The sequence below is a fragment of the Aeromicrobium sp. Sec7.5 genome, assembly GCF_036867135.1.
Classification (GTDB): domain Bacteria; phylum Actinomycetota; class Actinomycetes; order Propionibacteriales; family Nocardioidaceae; genus Aeromicrobium.
Map to the genome: position 1 here is coordinate 399,482 of NZ_JBAJIJ010000001.1, position 22,129 is coordinate 421,610.

General features: G+C 72.4%; 16 protein-coding genes and 1 pseudogene. 5 read left to right on the top strand and 12 right to left on the bottom strand.

Annotated elements, in window-relative coordinates; all coding sequences use genetic code 11:
• Positions 1-58: 58 nt before the first annotated feature.
• Positions 59-1,294 carry an IS256 family transposase gene (locus tag V6S66_RS02020; RefSeq protein WP_334205112.1) on the bottom strand — a complete coding sequence of 412 codons (1,236 nt, stop codon included), beginning with the start codon at positions 1,292-1,294 and terminating at the stop codon, positions 59-61.
• Positions 1,295-1,664: 370 nt separating this feature from the next.
• Here V6S66_RS02020 and V6S66_RS02025 point away from each other — a divergent pair, with 370 nt between their 5' ends.
• A complete protein-coding gene (locus V6S66_RS02025) occupies positions 1,665-2,957 on the top strand; it encodes an HNH endonuclease (protein ID WP_334205113.1) in 1,293 nt (430 codons plus the stop codon).
• A gap of 12 nt (positions 2,958-2,969) precedes the next feature.
• On the opposite strand, the gene V6S66_RS02030 is transcribed toward V6S66_RS02025, so the two are convergent.
• On the bottom strand, positions 2,970-3,677 hold the full coding sequence (locus V6S66_RS02030) for a GntR family transcriptional regulator (RefSeq protein ID WP_334205114.1): 708 nt from the start codon (positions 3,675-3,677) through the stop codon (positions 2,970-2,972).
• A 30-nt stretch (positions 3,678-3,707) separates the two neighbouring features.
• Here V6S66_RS02030 and V6S66_RS02035 point away from each other — a divergent pair, with 30 nt between their 5' ends.
• The 4 genes from V6S66_RS02035 (at position 3,708) to V6S66_RS02050 (ending at position 9,247) form a co-directional block, all read left to right on the top strand.
• Complete coding sequence (locus V6S66_RS02035) at positions 3,708-6,578, top strand: FAD-binding and (Fe-S)-binding domain-containing protein (protein ID WP_334205115.1); 2,871 nt, start codon at positions 3,708-3,710, stop codon at positions 6,576-6,578.
• Between the two features lie 62 nt (positions 6,579-6,640).
• Positions 6,641-7,066 (top strand): pyridoxamine 5'-phosphate oxidase family protein, encoded by a 426-nt coding sequence (locus V6S66_RS02040; RefSeq protein WP_334205116.1) that lies wholly within the window; start codon positions 6,641-6,643, stop codon positions 7,064-7,066.
• A gap of 184 nt (positions 7,067-7,250) precedes the next feature.
• Positions 7,251-8,129 (top strand): hypothetical protein, encoded by an 879-nt coding sequence (locus V6S66_RS02045; RefSeq protein WP_334205117.1) that lies wholly within the window; start codon positions 7,251-7,253, stop codon positions 8,127-8,129.
• Between the two features lie 86 nt (positions 8,130-8,215).
• On the top strand, positions 8,216-9,247 hold the full coding sequence (locus tag V6S66_RS02050; protein ID WP_334205118.1) for a hypothetical protein: 1,032 nt from the start codon (positions 8,216-8,218) through the stop codon (positions 9,245-9,247).
• 24 nt (positions 9,248-9,271) lie between these two features.
• Here the strand turns inward: V6S66_RS02050 and V6S66_RS02055 are convergent, their stop codons facing one another.
• The 10 genes and pseudogenes from V6S66_RS02055 to V6S66_RS02100 form a co-directional block, all read right to left on the bottom strand.
• Positions 9,272-10,312 carry an aspartate-semialdehyde dehydrogenase gene (locus tag V6S66_RS02055; protein ID WP_334205119.1) on the bottom strand — a complete coding sequence of 347 codons (1,041 nt, stop codon included), beginning with the start codon at positions 10,310-10,312 and terminating at the stop codon, positions 9,272-9,274.
• On the bottom strand, positions 10,309-11,586 hold the full coding sequence (locus V6S66_RS02060) for an aspartate kinase (RefSeq protein ID WP_334205120.1): 1,278 nt from the start codon (positions 11,584-11,586) through the stop codon (positions 10,309-10,311). The genes V6S66_RS02055 and V6S66_RS02060 overlap by 4 nt, the downstream gene beginning before the upstream one ends.
• Before the next feature lie 150 nt (positions 11,587-11,736).
• On the bottom strand, positions 11,737-12,579 hold the full coding sequence (locus V6S66_RS02065) for a hypothetical protein (RefSeq protein ID WP_334205121.1): 843 nt from the start codon (positions 12,577-12,579) through the stop codon (positions 11,737-11,739).
• 74 nt (positions 12,580-12,653) lie between these two features.
• Entirely contained in the window at positions 12,654-13,070 is a 417-nt protein-coding gene (locus V6S66_RS02070; protein ID WP_334205122.1) for a hypothetical protein, read from the bottom strand.
• Positions 13,071-13,231: 161 nt separating this feature from the next.
• Positions 13,232-14,356, bottom strand: coding sequence for a S1 family peptidase (locus V6S66_RS02075; RefSeq protein ID WP_334205123.1), 1,125 nt, complete (start codon positions 14,354-14,356; stop codon positions 13,232-13,234).
• 179 nt (positions 14,357-14,535) lie between these two features.
• The gene (locus V6S66_RS02080) at positions 14,536-15,552 is read right to left on the bottom strand and encodes a LysR family transcriptional regulator (protein WP_334205124.1); all 1,017 of its coding nucleotides are present in this window, start codon (positions 15,550-15,552) and stop codon (positions 14,536-14,538) included.
• A 58-nt stretch (positions 15,553-15,610) separates the two neighbouring features.
• Entirely contained in the window at positions 15,611-16,225 is a 615-nt protein-coding gene (recR, locus tag V6S66_RS02085) for a recombination mediator RecR (RefSeq protein ID WP_334205125.1), read from the bottom strand.
• Positions 16,226-16,288: 63 nt separating this feature from the next.
• Positions 16,289-17,440 carry an acyl-CoA dehydrogenase family protein gene (locus V6S66_RS02090; RefSeq protein WP_334205126.1) on the bottom strand — a complete coding sequence of 384 codons (1,152 nt, stop codon included), beginning with the start codon at positions 17,438-17,440 and terminating at the stop codon, positions 16,289-16,291.
• Entirely contained in the window at positions 17,431-20,154 is a 2,724-nt protein-coding gene (locus V6S66_RS02095) for a chorismate-binding protein (protein ID WP_334205127.1), read from the bottom strand. Before V6S66_RS02095 ends, V6S66_RS02090 begins: the two co-directional genes overlap by 10 nt.
• 373 nt (positions 20,155-20,527) lie before the next feature.
• Positions 20,528-22,108, bottom strand: a pseudogene (locus tag V6S66_RS02100) (DNA polymerase III subunit gamma and tau); the annotation flags it as partial.
• Between the last annotated feature and the right edge of the window lie 21 nt (positions 22,109-22,129).

Here is a 22,129-nt window from a genome sequence, read left to right on the forward strand (position 1 = left end):
GTGACGTCCCGCTGTGTGGTGGAGTTTCTCGACACCGTGCGGGTCAGTGGTTGCGAGTCTAGGCCGCGTCGATCGCGGCGATGCCCACCTCCTCGAGCTCGATGGATGCGGCGGTCAGGAGCTTCATGGAGTTCTCGCTGAAGTAGCGGCGGTCGGCGCTGTCCCATTCGTCGTGTTGCTCGATCAGGACGTGTCCAGCGAGCCGCAGCAGGGCCGCGGGGTTGGGGAAGACGCCGACGACGTTCGTGCGGCGCTTGATCTCCTTGTTCAACCGTTCCAGCGGGTTGGTCGACCAGATCTGCTGCCAGTGCCCTGGTGGGAACTCCGCGAACGCGAGGAGGTCTTCGCGGGCGTCGTCGAGCATGTCCGCGACCGCCGGATGGGAGCGGGTGAGCATGGTGACGACCTCGTCGAACTGGGCCCGGACCAGCTCTCGCTTGCCGCGTGGGACGAAGATCGTGCGGATGATCGCGGCGACCATCGGGCCGGCGACCTTGGGCACTCGCGCGAGGACGTTGCGCATGAAGTGGACCCGGCAACGTTGCCAGGCAGCGCCGGCGAAGCAGGTGCTGATCGCGGCCATCAGGCCGGTGTGGGCGTCGGAGACGACCAGCTGGACCCCGGACAGGCCGCGGGCCTTCAGGGAGCGGAAGAAGTCGGTCCAGAACGGTTCGGACTCGGTGTCTCCGACGTCGAATCCCAGGACCTCACGGCGGCCGTCAGCGGCGACGCCGACCGCGACCACGATCGCCTGGGACACGACCCGCCGGCCGACTCTGGCTTTGCAGTAGGTCGCATCGACGAACACATACGGATAGGCCATCTGATCGAGCGGGCGCTCTCGGAACGCGGCGACGTCCTCGTCGAGATTGACGCAGATCCGTGAGACCTCGGACTTCGAGATACCCGTGTCAGCACCGAGCGCCCGGACGAGGTCGTCGACCTTGCGGGTGCTGACGCCGTGAACGTAGGCCTCCATCACCACCGCGAAGAGCGCTTGGTCGACCCGACGGCGTCGTTCGAGCAGCGAGGGAAAGAACGAACCGGCACGCAGCTTCGGGATCCGCAGATCCAACTGACCGGCCGTCGTCGTGACCGTCTTCGGCCGGCTGCCATTACGTTGCGTCACCCGCTCGGGAGTCCGCTCAAACGGGGCCGCGCCGATCGCCGCCGCGGCCTCGGCATCAATCAATTCCTGGTAGAGCTTCTGCGTCGCGATCCGGATCCGATCGGTGACATCGGTGTCCTTGAGTTCCCCGAGCAGCTCGAGGAGGGCAGACTGGTCAAGAGCCATCGTGCGTTGTGTCTTTCTGTGAGTTCCTTGGTCGGTACTCACTGACCATCGCACGATGGCTCACCTCATCGAGGCCAACACCGGGAACTACACCACCAGCCGGGACGTCACCCCTCGAAAGGTCGGTCAGGTGCCCTGACTGTCGCCACCCACGCCGCTCCTTGAGGTGTGACGAGCCCTGGCGAGGAGCCTCGAAAGGCCGGTCAGGTGTCGGCATGCCGTTGTGACGGACAAGCGGCCACGGACCAAAAGCAGCGGGCCGGAGCCGGCCTCGATGTGACAGGCGGTTCAGTCAGAAAAGCCTGCGGTTCCAGCAGATTTCTGGCCCGGGGGTCTTGCTCTCGAACATCTGTTCGAGTACACTCGAGACATGGTCTCGGGTCCCACGGTGCAGGCGCTGCGGTCAGCTGCGCATGCCGTCACCTCGGCCGACCACCGTGCTGCTCTGGTCGCGATCCAGACCGCGCAGGACGCGCTCGACGCCGCGAAGGCCCACCACCTGGCCGAGCTCGAGAAGTCCGCGGAGTTCGAGCTCGACGGCGCTTCCACCGTCACTACCTGGGCGCGCCAGCACCTGCGCCTCGACGCCCGCCAGACCCGCAGCCTGATCGACGCCGACCACACCATGCGTGAGCTCCCCGCTGTGGGTGACGCCGCTGCTGAGGGTGCGGTGCGGCTCGATCACGTCAGGCTCTTCACGTTCGGCCTCAAGCACATCGGCCAGAAGGTCGTTTCTGATGCCGAACCGTGGCTGCTGGCCGTCGCCACCACTCACGAGCCCGTGCAGCTGCGCCGCGTGATCCGGGCCCTGCGCGACGCCGTCTACCCCGAAGAGCTCGACAAGGCGTGGATCAAGGGCATGGCGAAGGAAGACATCCAGCTCTCACCAGTTCCCGAGGGTTGGCACCTCAGCGGTTTCCTGAAGACCGAGACCGGAGCCAAGCTCAAGGCCGTCCTCGAGTCGTTGTCGATCCCCACGCAGGCCAACGACGACCGCACCAGCGCTGAGCGCCGGGTCGCCGGGTTCGACCGGCTGTTGTCGTCGGTGCTCGAATCAGGCTTGCCGTCCAGCAAGGGCATCCGCCCGCAGCTGTCGGTCATCGTCGGAGTCGAGACCCTCCACGAGGCCATGACCGCCGAACCCGGTCAGGCGAAGCCGGTCGGTGAGCCGGCCGAGCTGGCCGGCTTCGGACCCATCGGCCCCCAGCTGCTGTCCTACCTCGCCTGCACCGGCGACACCACCCCCATCCTCACGTCCGACGACGATGTCGAGCAGGCGCAGATCCTCAACGTCGGCGACACCATCCGCCTCGCCACCCCCGCCCAGCGCAAAGCCGTCATCGCCCGCCAGCACGGTGTCTGCGCCGCACCCGGCTGCACCCACACCCACCTCGAGATCCACCACACCACCTGGTGGTCCAACGGCGGCAAGACCGACCTCGACGGACTCATCGGCATCTGCACCAGCTGTCACACGCTGGTCCACCGCGGGCTCCTCGTCATCGAAGCCCTCGGACAAGGCAAGTTCGACCTCGCCACCCGCGACGGCCGACCGGTCGACCTCACCCAACGCCGCACCACCCGCGACCAGCTGCGCCGCATCCGCCACGCCGCACGACAAACACACGAAGCCCAACCAGCCGACTACCCACTCCGAGCCTGAGCCCTGCGCCGACTATCCCGCGACGTCGTCCCAGATGGCTCGCACGGTCGGGTGATCGGCGTCCAGGCCCTCGGCCTGGGCGACGAGCAGCAGACCTGTCGTCGTGAGGTGCTCGCGCATGGCCGCCTCCGCAGCGTCGGCGTGCCGCCTCACCACGGCCTCGACGATGGGGGCGTGCTCCTCGGCAATCTGCACGAGGTCGCGTGGCCCGGCCGACGTGGGTGGTCCGAGCAGCGCCGTCGTCGACCGCAGGGAGGCGACGATCTCCGCCGCGCGAGGGTTCCCGCCGCCCACCAGCAGGAGTCGGTGCAGCTCGCGGTCGTGCCGCCAGAACTCCCGCTCCACGCCCGCGGACGCCGCAGAGCGGAGCGCCACCATCGCTGACTCGATCGCAGCGATCGTGGCGTCGTCCCCGCGGGTCGCCACCCGCGCGGCTGCGTGCGGCTCCAGTGCGAGCCTGACGCCGAAGATCTCGGCGATGTCGCGCGATCGGGGCAGCACGACATGGAAGCCGCGGTTGCGCGAGAACCGCACCAGGCCGGCCTCCTCGAGCTTCAGCAGCCCCTCCCGCACGGGGCTGCGCGAGATGCCGAGCAGGTCGGCCACCTGCTGCACCGAGTACGTCTGGTCGGGCACGAAGGTGCGGTCGCGGATGCCGTCGCGCATGGCCTCCACCACACCCTCGGCGAGGGTCCGGCGCTCCAGCAGGGGTTGACTCACATGTAACATGTTACTCATGGAGCAGCACGGATGACGACCCTCGACCTCGCCGCGCCCGGCGTCCGGCTGGACGTCGTGTCCGCGCTGACCTCACGAGGGCTGGACGTGAAGTCCGACGAGGGCACGCGGGCGATGTACTCCACCGATGCCTCGCTGTACCGCATCCCCCCCACGGCGGTGGTGCGGCCGCGGTCGCGCGACGAGGTCGCCGAGGTCCTGGACGTGTGCCGGTCGCTCGAGGTGCCCGTCACGTCGCGGGGTGCCGGTACGTCGGTCGCCGGCAACGCGATCGGACGCGGTGTGGTGCTCGACTTCAGCCGTCACATGAACCGGGTGATCTCGGTCGACGGCGAGGCCGGTCTGGCGGTCGTCGAACCGGGCACGGTGCACGCGGTGCTGCAGAAGCAGGCGATGGCGCAGGGTCGCAGGTTCGGCCCCGATCCGTCGACGCACCCCCGCTGCACGATCGGCGGCATGATCGGCAACAACGCGTGCGGCTCACGCACGCTGGGCTACGGCCGCACGAACGACAATGTGGCCGCGCTGGAGGTCATGACGGCCTCGGGCGAGCTGTTCCGCACCGGCTACGGCAGTGACGGCCGACCGTTCGTCGACGGCGCGGAGACGATCCTGGCCGACCTGCGCGACGTGATGGGCCGGCACCTGGGCGTCGCCCGCACGGAGTTCGACCGGTTCGGCCGGCAGGTCTCCGGCTACGCCGTGCACCACCTGCTCCCCGAGCGCTTCGACCTGACGCAGGCGCTCGTCGGTTCGGAGGGCACGCTCGGCGTCATCACCGAGGCCACGGTCAAGCTCGTCACCGACCCGGCCCACCGCGTCGTCGTCGCGATCGGGTTCGAGGACATCGTCAAGGCCGGCGAGGCCTCGCCCGCCGTCGTGCAGCACGGGCCCACGGCGTGCGAGGGACTCGACTCGCGACTGATCGACGTGCTGGTCAGCCGTCGGGGCGCGGGCGCCGTGCCCGACCTCCCGAAGGGTCAGGCGTGGCTGTTCGTCGAGCTCGCGGGGGAGGACGCGGCCGAGGTCATGGAGCGCGCGCAGCGTCTCGCGGCCGAGGGGCTGGGTCTGGAGAGCCTCGTGGTGCCCGACCCGAAGGTGCAGGCCCGCCTGTGGCGCATCCGCGAGGACGGTGCGGGTCTCGCGGGTCGCGCCCCGTCCGGCAAGCCCGCCTGGCCGGGATGGGAGGACGCCGCCGTCCCGCCGGATCGTCTGGGGGAGTACCTCGCCCAGTTCGACGCCCTCGTGGCCGAGCACGGACTCACCTCGGCGCCGTTCGGCCACTTCGGCGACGGCTGCATGCACGTGCGCCTCGACTTCCCGTTCGACCGTCCCGACGGGCTCGCGGTGTTCCGCACGTTCCTGCAGTCGGCGGCCGAGCTCGTCGCGTCGTTCGGCGGCACGCTCTCCGGTGAGCACGGCGACGGCCGTGCCCGCAGCGACCTGCTGCCCACGATGTACTCGCCGGAGGCCCTCACGCTGTTCGGTCAGGTCAAGGCCGTCTTCGATCCGACCGACCTGCTCAACCCGGGCGTCCTCGTGGCGCCCGACGCCGCCGACGAGGAGGTGCGCGTTGCCGGCACGTTCCCGAACCGTGGGCCGCTCGCGTTCTCCTACGAAGAGGACCACGGCAGCCTCGCCGGAGCGGTGCACCGCTGCACCGGCGTGGGCAAGTGCCGGGCCGACAACACGGCGTCGGGTGGCGTGATGTGTCCCTCCTACCTCGCGACGCGCGAGGAGAAGGACTCCACCCGCGGTCGCGCCCGCGTGCTGCAGGAGCTCGTGCGGGGTGACCGCCTCGACTGGCGCTCACCCGAGGTGCACGACTCCCTCGACCTCTGCCTGGCGTGCAAGGGCTGTGCCTCCGACTGCCCGACCGGCATCGACATGGCCACCTACAAGTCCGAGGTGCTGCACCAGAGCTACCGCAAGCGCTTGCGGCCGCGCTCGCACTACACGCTGGGCTGGCTCCCGCGCTGGAGCCGCCTCGCCGGCCGGATCCCGCGCCTGGCGAACTGGGGCATGCGGTTGCCCCTCGTCGGACGACTCGCGTTGTGGGGCGCGGGCGTCGACCAGCGCCGCAGCATCCCGGCCTTCGCCACCACGCCGTTCCGCCGCTGGTGGAAGCGCCACGTGAAGGAGGGCCGAGGCGGCGCGACGCCGACCGGCCAGCCGGTCATGCTCTTCGTCGACTCCTTCAGCAACAGCTTCTCCCCGTCGGTCGCCGAGGCCATGGTGCGGGTGCTGCAGGACGCCGGCTACGAGCCGCAGCTGCCGTCGGCCGGCACGTGCTGCGGCCTGACGTGGATCACGACGGGGCAGCTCGACGCCGCGAAGCGCATCCTCGGCAGCACCGTGGCCGAGCTCGCCAAGGCCGCCCGAGCCGGCATCCCGATCGTCGGGGTCGAGCCGTCCTGCACCGCGGTGCTCCGCAGCGACGCGGTCGAGCTCCTCGGCAACGACCCGGAGCTTGGTGACGACGCCCGCCTCGTCGCAGCGTCCACCCGCACGCTCTCGGAGCTGCTGGGCGAGACCGACGGATGGGAGGCGCCCGACCTCGCCGGCACGACGGTCGTGGCGCAGCCCCACTGCCACCAGCACGCCGTGCTCGGGTGGGCCGCCGACGAGAAGCTGCTCGGCCGCACCGGCGCCCAGGTCACGACGCTGGGCGGTTGCTGCGGTCTGGCCGGCAACTTCGGTGTCGAGATCGGTCACTACGAGGTCTCGGTCGCGGTCGCGGAGCAGAACCTGCTCCCGGCGCTCGACGCGGCCCCCGACGCGATCGTCCTGGCCGACGGCTTCAGCTGCCGCACCCAGGTCACCGACCTGCGCGACCGTCCGTCGATGCACCTCGCGGAGCTCCTGGCCTCGAAGCTGGAGTGAGGCGGGTGCGACGGTCGTCGCACCCGGTGGGGCGCGGCCCTCGGCAGGAGTACGTTCGATGCATGACCAGCACCGACGGGACGAGCTCGATGCGTGAGCTGAGCGAGGCCGAGTGCTACCAGCTGCTCGGCGGCACCACGACCGTCGGGCGGGTGGCGTTCGTGGCCGACGGAGGCCAGCAGCTGTTGCCGGTCAACTTCGTGGTCGTCGACCGCGTCGTCTACCTGCGCACGGCGCCGGACTCGGTGATGGCCAGTCTGGCGAACGGCCATGACGATGTCGCGTTCGGCGTCGACTTCCACGACGACCTGCTGGGTCGCGGCTGGAGCGTGACGGCGAACGGGTCGTCCCGAGGGGTCGACGCGGTGCCGGACGCGCCACACGGCGAGGCGGCCCGGACGCCGACCCCTTGGGCCCCGGGCGAGCGTGACGTCGTGATCGCGGTGACTCCGCGGTCCGTCTCGGGTCGCCGCGTGCGTCGGGGGTAGCCGTTCAGGGACGGCTCATGCGTCCCAGTGGCGGCATCGACCGCCGGGCTGGTCCTCGCCGGCGTGCTGGCCGCCCTGCGTCTCGTGGTGATGCTGCGGGGTCGCCATCCGGTGGGGCCAGCGGGCTCCAGGGTCGCCAGCTGATTCTCCGGCGCGGCCTATGCGCTGTGACACACTGGAACACGTGAACGACGAGCAGCCGAAGAAGGTCGTGCGCCGCGTCGTGAAGCGCACCGTCGTGCGGCCCGTGAGTGACGTGGGTCGCGACGAGCGCCCCACGGTCGCCGCGCCCGGTCGGGCCGCCGCGCCCCGAACTCGCACCGTCACCAACCCGAGCACGGGTCGCACCGTCACCCTGGGCGGGCGCCCCGCTGCCCGCGAGGGCGCCGCGGCGAGCACGGCGACGCCCACCAAGAAGACCTCACCCGTCGCCAAGGCCTCGGGACGCAGCGCGCCGGCCCCGGCCCCGGCGAAGCCGAAGGTGCCGCGCCGGAGCCCGCGCGACGTCCTCGACGACTGGCGTCTGTCGGTGTCCGACCGGTCGGCCGGCGCGGGACGCGCGGTCCGCAGCGGCACCGGCGCGGTCGGCAGCGGAGTCCGCTCCGTCGGTCGACGTGTCGTGGGCGTGCGTCTGCCGCACTGGCCCGACGTCCGGGGCGTCCTGGCCACGGCCATCGTCACGGGGCTCGTGGTCGTGGGCCTCGGATCCGCGACGCTCGAGCTGTTCGACCGCGTCTTCGGGGTGAAGTCCGGGGGCGCCTGGGGCGTGCTGGCCTTCGCCCTCATCGCCGTCGCCGCCTTCGTCACGAGCCGCGTGGTGCTGGGCTGGTTCGGTCACCCGAGCGCGGTCGTCACCGCGGCCCTCGCCCAGCTCTTCGGCATCGTTCTGCTGCTGATCCTGCTGCCGACCAACGCCCAGAGCCTCTGGTCGCTGCTGATCGTGCCGGCCGTGTCCGTCGCGTCGCACCTCGCGGCCCACGGCGGGGTCCTGCTCGCCGAGGCCGAGGACGGACGCGACCCGAGCGCCGAGGCCGAGGCCCGCGACGGCGTCACCGTGCGCTGAGCCCGAGCGGTCCCCGTACCCTGTGTGCGGAGATACCACCCGGGGCTCGTCGGCGATCGGCGCCCCGATCAGCGACGAGGACGCCTGTGCGACGACTGCTCACCGTGACCGTGACCGCCTTCCTGGCTCTCGTGCTGACGGCCTGTCAGGGCGAGAGCGAGGTGCCCGAGCCGCGGCCGACGCCCACCGGCGTCGCGAGCGGACTCGTGCCCGGCGCCTGCGTCTCGGCATCGGGCCTGGCCACGGTGCTGGGCGACACGACCGTGTCGGAGGACGCGATCGTCGACTGCGACGAGGAGCACGTGTACGAGGTGCTGGCGGCGCAGGACATCCCCTCGCGCTACATCAGTGGCACCGAGGCGACCGAGGAGGACCTCACGCGCCTGCAGGCCGCGCTCGAGGGGTCCCGTGCGGACACGATCCAGGTCACCTTCGCCTCCTTCGCGCACGCGTACTGCGACATCTCGCTGCAGCGCCAGCTCGGGCTCGACGGCAGCGCCGAGCTCGCCGGCACCGACATCGCCTCCCTGCAGGTCATCCCGGTCTCCCGCACCTCGGCGACCTACGCCGTGCTGCCGACCGAGGGCTGGACCGAGCAGCCCACCCTGCTGTGCGTCAACCGGTTCGTCGCGGACTCGCCGACCCCGTCCGAGGCACCCGTGGTGCCGGTCACGGGAGCCGTCACGGCGGGCCTGCTCTCGAACGAGCGACCGCTGGCCCAGCGACTGTGCTTCTCGTTCGACGCGGCCGGCCTGCCGGCGGACGCCTCGTGCGAGGCGAAGCACGACGCCGAGTACACCGTCTCCTTCGACGCCACGCGGATGCTCGACGTCGACCAGCTCGCGGCTGCGTCGGCGGATCCTGCCGGATCCTTCCCGGACGACGTGCAGGAGCTGCTCGACCAGGCGTGTGACGAGGCGCTCGACCTCGTGATCGGTGAGGGCCACGACGAGGCCGTCGTCGGCGGTGCGCTGCGCGGCCCGGAGGGCTGGGGCACCGGTGGACTCGTCAACGCGGTCACGTGCTTCGCGACGCCGGACGAGCCGGAGCTCATGCTGCCGCCGGGCTCGGTCTTCGGCCTCGGCGACGCGTCGATCGAGCTCGTCGAACGCGACTGAGCGGTCGCGGCCGGACCGGCGTCGTCAGGAGCCGATCAGGAGCTCGGCGATCTGCACCGTGTTGAGCGCCGCACCCTTGCGGAGGTTGTCGCCGCTCACGAACAGCACCAGGCCGCGGTTGTCGGCCACGCTCTGGTCCTGGCGGATGCGGCCGACGAGACTCGGGTCGGCGCCGGCCGCCTGCAGGGGCGTGGGCACGTCGACGAGCCTCACGCCCGGGGCGCCGCCGAGGATCTCGGTGGCCTCGGCGGGCGTGATGGCCCGGTCGAACTCGGCGTGGATCGACAACGAGTGGCCCGTGAACACCGGCACTCGGACGCACGTGCCGGCCACGAGCAGGTCCGGCAGGCCCAGGATCTTGCGGCTCTCGTGCCGGAGCTTCTGCTCCTCGTCGGTCTCGAGCGTGCCGTCGTCGACGACGGAGCCGGCCATCGGGATGACGTTGAACGCGATCGGCGCGACGTACTTGACCGGGGCCGGGAAGGTCAGGGCGCTGCCGTCGTAGGCCAGCGCGTCGGCCTTCTCGACCACCGCGAGCGCCTGGCCGTGCAGCTCCTGCACGCCGGCGACGCCCGATCCCGAGACCGCCTGGTACGAGCTGACGACGAGTCGCTTCAGGCCGGCCGCGTCGTGCAGGGGCTTGAGCACCGGCATCGCGGCCATCGTGGTGCAGTTCGGGTTGGCGATGATGCCGCGCCCACCGGGCACGTCGCTCGCGGGGATGTCGTGCGGGTTGACCTCGCTCACGACGAGCGGGATCGACGGGTCCTTGCGGAACGCCGAGGAGTTGTCGACGACCGTGACGCCGGCGTCGGCGAACTTCTGGGCCAAGGCGCGCGAGGTGGTGGCGCCGGCCGAGAACAGGGCGATGTCCAGACCCGCCGGATCGGCGGTCGTGGCGTCCTCGACCGTGATGTCGCGGCCCGCGTAGGGCAGGACCGTGCCGGCGGATCGGCTGGACGCGAAGAAGCGGATCTCGTCGGCGGGGAAGTTCCGCTCCTCGAGGATCTGTCGCATGGCGACGCCGACCTGACCGGTCGCGCCGACGATGCCGATGCTGGTCATCGTCCGGTACCTCCGTAGACCACGGCCTCGACCTCGCCCGAGCCCAGCCCGAAGGCGGCGTGGGCGGCGCGAACGGCCTCGTCGACCTGGCTCTCGGCCGTGATGACCGAGATGCGGATCTCCGAGGTCGAGATCATCTCGATGTTGACGCCCGCGTCGGCGAGCGCGGTGAAGAACGTGGCGCTGATGCCCGGGGCGTTGCGCATGCCGGCACCGATGACCGAGACCTTGCCGACGCTGTCGTCGTACTGCAGGCGCTCGAAGCCGATCGCGTCCTTGGCCTTGGTCAGCGCCTCGACGGCCTTGGCGCCGTCGGAGCGGGGCAGGGTGAACGAGATGTCGGTCAGGCCCGTGGCGGCCGCCGAGATGTTCTGCACGATCATGTCGATGTTGATCGAGGCCTCGGCGAGCGTGCCGAAGAGCGACGCGGCGTAGCCCACCTTGTCGGCCACGCCGACGACGGTGATCTTGGCCTCGCTGCGGTCGTGCGCGATGCCGGTGATGATGGCGGCTTCCATGGCGGCGTCCTTCTCGACGGATTCGGCGGGGAGCACCCAGGTGCCCTCTTTCTGGGAGAAGGAGGAGCGCACGTGGATGGGAAGATTGGTGCGGCGGGCGTACTCGACGCAGCGCAGGTGCAGGATCTTGGCGCCGTTGGCCGCCATCTCGAGGCAGTCCTCGTAGGAGATCTGCGGGATGCGGCGGGCGCTCGGCACGATGCGCGGGTCGGCGGTGAACACGCCGTCGACGTCGGAGTAGATCTCGCAGACGTCGGCGTGCAGCGCGGCGGCGAGGGCAGCCGCCGTGGTGTCGGAGCCACCGCGGCCCAGGGTCGTGATGTCCTTCGTGGTCTGCGAGACGCCCTGGAACCCGGCCACGATCGCGACCGCGCCCTCGGCGAGGGCCTGCTCGATGCGGCCGGGCGTGACGTCGATGATCTTGGCGCGACCGTGGTCGGCGTCGGTGATGACGCCGGCCTGCGACCCGGTGAAGGAGCGGGCCTCCTGGCCGAGGTTGCCGATCGCCATCGCGAGCACGGCCATGCTGATCCGCTCGCCGGCGGTCAGCAGCATGTCGAGCTCGCGGGCGGGGGGAAGCGGCGAGACCTCGTTGGCGAGGTCGATGAGCTCGTCGGTCGTGTCGCCCATCGCGGAGACGACCACGACGACGTCGTGCCCCGCCTTCTTGGTCGCGACGATGCGCTGTGCGACTCGCTTGATGCTGGCGGCGTCCGCCACCGACGAGCCGCCGTACTTCTGCACGACGATGCCCATGGAGCCTTCCCTGGTCGGACCGAGCGGAACCCGTTCGGCTCCGGGGCGCCGGGAGGTCGGCGCCGCCGCCATCCTACCGGCCGGGAAGGGTGGCCTTCGGCCCCGATCTGGTCAGAGGGCGTCGAGTTGCTGCCATCGGTGCCGCGAGGCTCAGGCGCGGCGCTCCAGGCGGTAGTGGAGGGCCACCGCGCGGGCCGGTCCGAGGCGCATCTCGTGGTCGGTGCGCAGCACGCCCTCGGTGTCGACGTGGACGTGGAACACCTCGTGCAGGGGTACGCGTGCGGCCCACGTGCGGCGACCGTGGCGCACCACGACGTAGGCGCCGTCGTCACCGAACCCACCGGACCTCGATCGCAGCACGAGCCCGCCGTCCGCGGTGACCTCGGGTCGCAGGAACACCTGGACGTTGCCGTGCTCCAGCGGGAACGAGACGTGGACGCTCGGGTGATCGGCGCCGGGTCGGCGCCGGACCCCGTAGAAGCCGCTGAAGACGACGTCGCCGGTCGTGCGGAGCGTGCGGTGCCAGCCGGCGCCGCGGCGGGTGCCGGACGCGTCGGTGACGACCGTGACCCGACTGTCCATGCCGCGCGCCACGGCCAGCGGGTCGGTCGGGATGGCGAGCTGCCCGATCCGGCGGCCGAACCACCGCTCGACCAGTCCGCCGGGCAGGCGGGCCCACCACGCCCAGCCGCTCCAGACCTCGATCCGCCAGTCGCTCGTGTGCTCGTAGAAGTCGGCGATCGCGGGCACCAGGTCACCGGGCAGGAACCTCGGGGCGGCCAGGTCGGAGATCGACCCGAGCAGGCCCGCGCCCTCGTGGGTCGTCGCGCCGACCGACCGGGCGTAGTCCTCGAGCCAGTCGTCGGCGATCGAGGGGGTGTCGCTCATGGGGGCGTCGAGCCAAGCGTGCTCGCCTGCCAGGTCGACCTCGCGGCCGACCGCCCGCCACCACCAGCGGGTGGCGAGGTCGAGGAGGGAGGCCAGCGTCGTCATGGGCCCATCCTCTCCCGGACGACGACGACCCCGGACGAGTCGTCCGGGGTCGTCGTGCCAGGTCCTGGTGCGGGTCAGCCGCCGAAGGCCTGGGTGGTGCAGGTGCCGCTGGCGGTCGCCACGAGCGGCTGGTCCTCGGGATCGGTGACGACCTTGCCGTCGGCCAGCTCCTGCGCCGACTCGTCGGAGATGTCGTCGTAGATCTCGTCGACCAGGCAGGTGACGATGGTGCTGACGAGGTCCGCCGGGATCTGTCCGCCCGACTGCGTCGTGAAGGCCTCGCTGAAGCCGGCGACGACCTCCTCCTTGCTGGGCTTGTCGCCGCCCGCGTCGGCCGAGTCGTCGGAGCCCGCGTCGCTCTCGCCGGTGTCCGAGCTGGAGTCGTTGGTGGAGTCGCTGTCGCCGGAGTCGTCGGAGCTGCACGCGGCCAGGCCGAAGATCGCGAGCGTGCCGACCAGCGCGGCGCCGGTCAGTCGGTTGCGCAGCTTCATGGTGTTCCCCCTGGGTCGATGGACCGGTCGTCTCTCGGCCGGCCGTCTCGGGCACGACAGTAGCGGCGCCCCTCCCGCCCCACCATCTGGCGCGACGGGGAGGGGTCCCCCCGTGACGGAGCGGCCCGCGCCCGAGCGCGCGGGCCGCTCCGTCCTCGAGATCAGGACGTCAGGAGCGTCAGCCCGTAGACCGAGAGGATCTCGTTGACCGGCTGGAAGTACGTCGTGCCACCGGACGAGCAGTTGCCCGATCCGCCCGACGTGACGCCCTGGGCCTGGTTGCCGGAGATGGCCGATCCGCCGGAGTCTCCGGGCTCGGCGCACACCGTGGTGCGGATGAGTCCGGTGACCGAGCCCTCGGCGTAGTTCACGGTGGAGTTGCGGGCCTGGATCGTGCCGCAGTACCAGCCGGTGGTGGAGCCCGAGCGGCAGATCGTGGAGCCGATCGGCGCCTGCGTGGAACCCTTCACGGCGACCCGACCGCCGGCGTAGTCGTCGACCACGCCGACCGGTGTGTCGTTCGGGGTGCTGACCCACGCGTAGTCGTTGCCGGGGAAGCTCGAGCCCTGGAACGTGCCGGTCGGGCCGGTCGTCGAGGCGCCGCGGGTGCCGCAGTGGCCGGCGGTCACGAAGCCGCCGCGGACGGCGAAGCCGACGGAGCAGCGGGACCTGTTGTTGATGAGGTACGCCTCGCCGCCGACCACGTCGGCCAGCGGCTGCGGGTTCTCGGGGGCGTACTGCACCGTGACGAGCTCCGGAGCCGCGCCGGACCCGGCGACGAACGTCTCGGCGGCCGCGACGTCACGGGTCGTGACGACGACCTGGTTGGCGGCGGGATCGACGTGCCACCCGGCGACCGTGTCGGGGGCCGAGGCTCCCGCGGCGTCGAGCGACTCCTTCGCGCCGTCGAGCTCGCTGGCGCTGTTCGGCACGGCGACGGTCTCGGCGTCCGCGATGGCCGCCTTGGTCGTGGGTCCGGCGACCGCGACCACGAGCACGCCGCGCCCGGCGTCGTACCAGGACCCGGCGTAGGCGTCGCCCAGCTGGGCGACCGCGGCCTGCTCGGCCTGGGCGGCGGCCGCCTCCGAGGCCTCGCGGGCCTGGGCCTGGGCCGGCGTGAGTCCGAGGTCGCGCTGCAGGGCCTGCGTGCGGGAGGTGGTGTCCGTGGCGGTGCCGCCCGGAGCGGGGCCCGGGTCCTGGGCGCTCGCGGGTGCGGTGGTGGTCAGGACGGTTGCGACCGCGAGCGAGCCGAGGACGGCGGCGATGCGGGCTGGACGTGATGCCACTGGTGTCTCCTTCGTCGTGGCGGCACGACCGGGATCGCCGGTCGGGCCACCTCCTCACGCGGCAGGTGCCACGTGTTCCGAGCGACGAAGACGGCGTTGGTGCCGACTTCCCCGAAGCCCCCCGAGGGCTTGCGTCGACGCTAGTCACGCGGGGCGTCGCTGGGGAGATACCGGTCAGGTCATACCGTCGGTGTGATGGGGTGCAGGGCGGCTGCCCCGATCGGCCCGGCTGGGTCCTGGGCCGGGCCGAAGGCGGGGTGCTCGGCGAGCCACGAGGAGTAGACCTCGCTGCGACCCACGAGGTCGGCGTGGGCCCGGTCCACGCTGCGGTGGAACGTGTCGGCGAGCGCGGCGACCGACGACTCGGGTCGCCAGCCGATCATGTGGATCCATCGCAGGGGCACGTCCTTCAAGGGCACCGTGACGAGCCCCGGGAGCACCCGGGTGGCCTGGCACAGTGCGACGGCCGTGCCCGAGGCGACCATCTCGATGCAGCTCGCCGCGTCGGCGACGTAGAGGCTGCGCGGCGTGAAGCCGGCCCGCACGCAGGCCTGGGTGAAGCAGGTCTCGAAGCAGCCGTCGCCCGGGGTGGCGGCCCACTGGGCATCGGCCAGGTCGGCCAGCGTGACCTCGGTCTGCCCGGCCAGCGCGTGGTCGGCGGGCAGGAGCACGAACACGGGGTCGACCGAGAACGTGCGCCACTCCAGGCCGGGGTCGCCGGGTGGCCCGGAGCCGCCGCAGACCCCGATGACGCAGAAGTCGAGACGTCCGGCGCCGAGCTCCAGGGCGAGCTCGTCGGCCGACCACGACGCGGTGGTGCCGACCGTGAGCTCGGGCAGCGACTCGGTGAGCCGGCGGATCAGGGGCGCGAGGATCGACGACGTCGAGGACCCGATGCTGACCTGGTCGGGCACGGCGGTCCGGCCCGCGCCACGAAGGCGAGCCGCGTCGTCGAGCAGGCCCGCGACGGCCGGCATGATCAGCTGCGCCCGGGTGACGACGAGGTCGCCGAGCGGTGTGGTCCGCACGCCGCGGTGGTCGCGGTCGAAGAGCGGGCCCCCGAGGATCCGCTCGATCCGCCGCAGCTGCGCGGTGAGCGCCGGCTGCGCGATACCGAGCTCCCCGGCCGCCTTGGTGATGCTGCCGGACGCCGCGATCGTGCACACGATCCTCAGGTGCCGCAGCTCCAGATCCATCCGCCGAGTCTAGGAAATCCCGCCCCGGACCGCCGACGAGCGCGGTGTGATCGGCGACTCAGGGGGTGGTCGTGGCCTGGAGGACGGAGGTGCGGCCCTCGAAGGCCCGGCCGAGCGTGAGCTCGTCGGCGTACTCGAGGTCGCCGCCCATCGGGAGGCCGCTGGCGAGCTTGCTGACCTTGATGCCGAACGTCGTGAGCGACCGGATCAGGTACGTGGCCGTGGCCTCGCCCTCGAGGTTCGGGTCGGTGGCGATGATGACCTCGGTGATGGAGGGGTCGTTGAGCCGGGCGTAGAGCTCCTTGATGTGGAGGTTCTCCGGCCCGATGCCCTCGATGGGGCTGATCGCTCCGCCGAGCACGTGGTAGCGCCCACGGAACTCGCGGGTGCGCTCGATCGCGACGACGTCCTTGCTCTCCTCGACGACGCACAGCACCGTGCCGTCGCGGCGGGTGTCGCTGCAGATGCGGCACTCGGGATCGGTCGTGACGACGCAGCAGATCGTGCAGAAATGGACCTTGGCCTTGACGTCGACCAGGACCGCGGCGAGCCGGCGGACGTCGTCGGTGTCGGCGTCGAGGATGTGGAACGCGATGCGCTGGGCGCTCTTCGGACCGATGCCCGGCAGCCTGCCGAGCTCGTCGATGAGGTCCTGGATCACGCCGTCGTACACCCCGCCAGCCTACGGGGCGGGGCCCACCGGAATCGCCGCGCCGCGCGTCGGGAGCCGCGGGATTCAGCCGAACGCGTTGATGCCCGTCTCGGCGCGGCCGATCAGGAGCTTCTGCACCTGGCTGGTGCCCTCGTACAGCGTCATGACGCGGGCGTCGCGCAGGTACTTCTGCACGGGGTACTCGTCGATGAACCCGTACCCGCCGAAGGCCTGCACCGCGAGGTTGGCCGCACGCACGGCGGCCTCGGACGCGAAGAGCTTCGCCTTCGAGGCCGCGGTGCCGAACGGCTCGCCACGGTTCATGAGGTCAGCGGCGCGCCAGGTGAGCAGTCGTGCCGCGTCGGCGTCGACCGAGATGTCGGCGATCATGTCCTGCACGAGCTGGTAGGACGCGATGGGCTTGCCGAACTGCTCGCGCTGCGTCGTGTAGGCCACGACCTCCTCGAGGCAGCCCTGCACGATGCCGACACAGCTGGCGGCGATCGTGACCCGGCCCTTGTCGAGGGTCTTCATCGCGATCTTGAAGCCCTCGCCCCGCTCGCCGAGCAGCGCGTCGGCGGGGACGCGCACGCCCTCGAACGAGAGCGCGGCCGTGGCCTGGCCGCGCAGGCCGAGCTTGCCCTTCACCTCGGTGCGACCGAAGCCCGGCGTGTCGGTGGGCACCAGGAACGCCGAGATGCCGCGCGCGCCGGGGCCGTCGGTGCGGGCGAACACGAGCGCGACGTCGGCCCACGTGCCGTTGGTGATGAAGATCTTCTCGCCGTCGATGACCCACGCGTCGCCGTCGAGCACGGCCTTGGTCGTGAGGTTGCCGGCATCGGAGCCGTGGCCCGGCTCGGTCAGGCCGAAGCACCCGAGCAGGCGACCCGTCGCGATGCCGGGCAGCCAGCGCTGCTTCTGCTCCTCGGTGCCGTGCCGCAGCACCGACGAGCCGAACAGGCCGGCCGAGACCGAGACGATGCCGCGGATCGAGGAGTCGGCGCGTCCGAGCTCCTCCGCCGCCAGGACGTAGGTCGTGTAGTCGCCGCCGACCCCCTCGTACTCCTCGGGGATCGTCAGGCCGAAGAAGCCGAGGTCGCCCAGCTTGGGCACGATCGCGAGGTCGACCGACTCGCGCCGGTCCCACTCCGCGCGATACGGCACGACCTCGCGGTCGAGGAAGGCGCGGGCGGTGCGCTGGAAGTCGCGCTGCTCGTCGGTCAGGGTCAGGTCCATCGGGTCCTCCGGAGAGCAGGGTCGCCGGCGAGGAAGGTCGCCAGCATGTCGTGGCCGCGGTGGGTCAGGATCGACTCGGGGTGCATCTGCACGCCCTCGACGGGATGCACGCGGTGCCGCACCCCCATGATGACCCCCGACGCCGTGCGGGCGGTGACCTCGAGGGCGTCGGGCAGCGAGCCGGGGTCGATCACGAGCGAGTGGTAGCGCGCGCAGGTGAGGGGGCTGGGCAGGTCGGCGAAGACGCCCGTGCCGTCGTGGTGGACGAGCGAGGGCTTGCCGTGCACGACCTCCGGGGCGCGCACGACGCGCGCGCCGTACACCTCGCCGATCACCTGGTGGCCGAGGCACACGCCGAGCGTGGGGGTGCTCGGTCCGAGCCGGCGGACGAGCTCGGCACTGATGCCGGCCTCCGCCGGGCTGCCGGGACCGGGCGACACGACCAGGTGCGTGAACTCGCCGGCGAGGCGGCGAGCCACGAGGTCCGCGACGTCGGCCCCGTCCCGGACCGCGTCGTTGCGCACGACCTCGGCCTCGGCGCCGAGCTCCCCGACGTACTGCACGAGGTTGTAGACGAACGAGTCGTAGTTGTCGACGAACAGCACGCGGGCCGCGTCGGCACGCCGTGGCCGGGGCGGTTCGACCGCGTCGGCGCCGGACGCCAGGAGGGCCGCGACGGGTCCGGCGGCCCAGCGACCGACCCCCGGCACCTCGACGACGGGGACGGTGCCGCGCAGGGCGTTGGTGACGAAGACCTCCGACGCCGCGGCGACGTCCGACGTCGTGAGCCGGTGCTGGTGCACGGGGATGCCGGCCGACCGGAGCCGCTCGACGACCCGCGCGCGCTCGGTGCCGGGCAGGATCCGGCCGTCGAGCGGGGGCGTGTGCACGCCGTCGTCGTGCACGAGGAAGAGCGAGGCGCGGCCGGTCTCGAGCACCGAGCCGTCGGCGTCGACGAGAAGTCGGTCTCGGCCGGGGACGTGCGGACCGAGGGCGTCGCGGTCGGCCCACTTGTGCCCGCCCCAGCCGCCGGGGACGACCTGGACGTCGAGGGTCCACGGCGCCGGCTCCTCGTGGAGGGCGGAGACCGCCAGGCCCACGCGGACGTCGCCGTGGGTCGCCGGGACCGCGTCGATCCGGAGCCGGTGGCGACCCACGAGGCCGTGGGTCTTGCGCCGCACGGCGCCCTCGAGCCCGGCGCGGATCGTGCGGCCGTGGAGGGCGCGCACGCTGGCGTCGAGCCGGGCCAGGTGGGCATCGAGGTCAACCGGGTCGCCGTCGACGACCAGGACGGTGTCGAACACGGCGGCGCCGCGGGGGACGGACGTCTCTCGCGGGGGACGCACCTCCCGGTCGCGCGGGGTGCCGGACGCTCGCGCGAGGGGGACGAGGGTCGCGTCGACGGCGCGGAGCAGCGGGGCGGCCTTGGTGAAGCACTCCCGCAGCTCGGCCTCGGGGGTGGAGTCGGCCACCACCCCGCCGCCGACCCCCAACCAGGTCGCCCATCGCCCGGGGGAGGCGGCCGCGAACTCGAACGTGCGGATCGCGACGTTCATCTCGAGACCGGCGTGCGCGCTGACGTGGCCGATGGCGCCGGTGTAGGCCTCGCGCGCCGTGGCCTCGAGCTCCTCGATGATCTGCAGCGCCCGGACCTTGGGCGCGCCCGTGACCGACCCGGGCGGGAAGGTGGCGCGCAGGAGGTCGGCATCGGTGAGCCCGGTGCGCAGGTGGCCCACGACGTCGGACACGAGGTGCCAGACGCTGTGCCGCTCGGCGCGCGCGATCGCGGGCACGCGCACCGACCCCGGTTCGCAGACACGACCGAGGTCGTTGCGCATGAGGTCGACGATCATGACGTTCTCGGCGCGGTCCTTGGTCGAGGCGACCAGCTCCGCCGGGTCGGCGTCGAGCGGTGCCGTGCCCTTGATGGGGGACGTGAGCACCTCGCGCCCCGTGCGCCGCAGGAACAGCTCGGGCGACAGGCTCGCGACGGCGCCACCGGGCCAGCCGACGTACGCGGCGTACGCCGGCGCGAGTGCCTCGACCCCGGCGCAGAACACGTCGACCGGGTCGCCGTTGAGCTCGGCCTCGAGGCGCTGGCAGAGATTGGCCTGGAAGATGTCGCCGGCGGCGACGTGGTCGAGGACCCGCGCGACGGCGGCGAGGTGCGCGTCGGCGCCCGGCACCGGCGCGAACGCCGTGAAGGCGTGGCGCTGCGGCGCTGCAGCGCCGCGGAGGTCGGCGGAGAGCCCGTCGAGCCACGCGGCGAGGACGTCGGGTCCGTCGAGCGACTCGGCCCACCACACCCCGCGCGTGTGACGAAGCACGTGCCGGTAGTGGCCCAGGACGTGATCAGGCTGCGGGATCGGGCGGTGCTCGCTCGCCGCCCACGGCCCGGCACCTCCGCCGGTCCCTCCGCCGGTCTCCTCCAGGCGCCGACCGAGGCGGAAGCCCCACACGCCGATCCAGCCGCCACCGAACGTGCCGTCGGCCGGCGCCGGCGGGCCACCGAGGTCGAACGGATCGTCGTCGGGGCCCAGGACGCGGTCGGGGTCGACCGCGATCAGCGCGTCACCGTGGTGCCACGCCCCGATGAGGGCGACGGGGCGGTCGTGGTGCCGCAGCCGGCGCAGGACCTCGGTGGGGGAGGCGGTCAGGTCGAGCCGCAGGCGGCTGGCCGGGCCCGGCTCAGCGGGGTCCCGGGGCTCCGTCATCGATGATCTCCGCGCCGAGCTCGCGGCTCAGCATCTGCTCGACGTCCTCGACCGACTCCTCGACCACGGGGTCGCCGAGGTCGGCGTGGGCGTCGGGATTGGGCCGCTCGGTGGCGGCGACGGGATTGGCGAGCGCCGCGCGCACGGACTCGGGCACCGGTGCCGCGGCGGGCCGGCCTGACTCCGGGCGAGGTGACCCGGTGGCAGCGGGAGCGGCCGCCGACGGCTCGCGGGGCTGCTCCTTCGGGGCGTGATCTCGCTGGGCCACCCCGGCATCGATGATCGACTCGATGCGCCACGTCACACCGATGACCTGGTGCACGGCCTGCTGCAGGACCTCGTCGGACTTGCTGGAGTGGAACGAGTCGCGAGCGCCCTGGTTGATGAACGCGACCGTGAGGATCTCCCCCTCGAGGCCCGCGACGTGCGCGTTCTGGCCGAGCAGGATCCAGGCGAACCGGCGCAGGCCCTGCACGGCCTCGAGGACCTCGGGCCACAGGCGACGGACGTCGGCGACCCCGAGCTGACCGGGGGTGGGCGTGGCCGCCACGGGCTCGGGCTCCGGTGCGGGAGCAGGCGCGGGCTCGGGGGTCGGCTCGGGCTCCGGGTCGGGGGCCGGCTCCGGCGTGGGCGCCGGCTCGGGCTCCGGGGTGGCCGCGGGTGCGGGTGTCGGCGCGGGATCAGGTGCGGGTGTGGGCGTGGCGGTCACGGCCGGCGTGGGCGCGGAGGCCTCGACCGCGGGGCGGGCCGGGGTGGCGACGGCCGGGGTGGCGATCGCGGGCCCGCCCGACTCCAGGCGCCGCTCGATGCGGTCCAGGCGCGCGGCGTAGCCCTCGGTGGCGTGGTCGGCGCCGGGCACGAGGATGCGCGCGCACAGCAGCTCGAGCAGCAGGCGCGGGGCGGTGGCGCCGCGGAAGTCGGTGAGCGCGGCGTCGGTGAGGTCGGCGATGCGCACGAGCTCGGCCGGGCCGAAGGCCTGCGACTGCTGCGTGAGCTGGTCGGCGCGGTCGGCCGGCGCCTCCAGGAGTGCGACCTCGATCGCGTTGGGCACGGCCCGCAGGACCACCAGGTCGCGCAGGCGCTGCAGGAGGTCCTCGGCGAACCGGCGGGGGTCCTGGCCGGACTCGATGACCTTGTCGACGACCCCGAACGCGGTGGCGCCGTCGCGCGCTGCGAACGCGTCGACGGCCTCGTCGAGCAGGGAGTCGGGGGTGTAGCCGAGCAGCTGCACCGCGAGGCGGTAGGTGACGCCCTCGTCGCCGGCCCCGGCGATGAGCTGGTCGAGCACGCTGAGGGTGTCGCGCACCGATCCGCCGCCGGCCCGCACGACGAGCGGCAGGGCCGCGGCGTCGAGCGTGACGCCCTCGCTGGCGCAGAGCTGGTTGAGGTAGTCGCCCAGAGTCTTGGGCGGCACGAGCCGGAAGGGGTAGTGGTGCGTGCGCGACCGGATCGTGCCGATGACCTTCTCGGGCTCGGTCGTGGCGAAGATGAACTTCAGGTGCGGCGGCGGCTCCTCGACGAGCTTGAGCAGCGCGTTGAAGCCCTGCGGGCTCACCATGTGCGCCTCGTCGATGATGTAGACCTTGTACCGGCTGCTGACGGGCGCGAAGAAGGCCCGCTCGCGCAGGTCGCGGGCGTCGTCGACGCCGCCGTGGCTGGCCGCGTCGATCTCGATGACGTCGACGCTGCCCGGCCCGCCGCGGGCGAGGTCGCGGCAGCTCTGGCACTCGCCGCACGGATCGGAGATCGGGGCCTGCTCGCAGTTCAGGGCCCGGGCCAGGATGCGTGCGCTGGTGGTCTTGCCGCAGCCGCGCGGGCCGCTGAACAGGTAGGCGTGGTTGACGCGGTTGCCCGCCAGCGCGTGCCGCAGGGGATCGGTGACGTGCTCCTGGCCGATGACCTCGGCGAAGGTCTCGGGCCGGTAGCGGCGGTACAGGGCGAGGGGCGCGTCCACCCCGCGAGCCTAGCCCCGGCC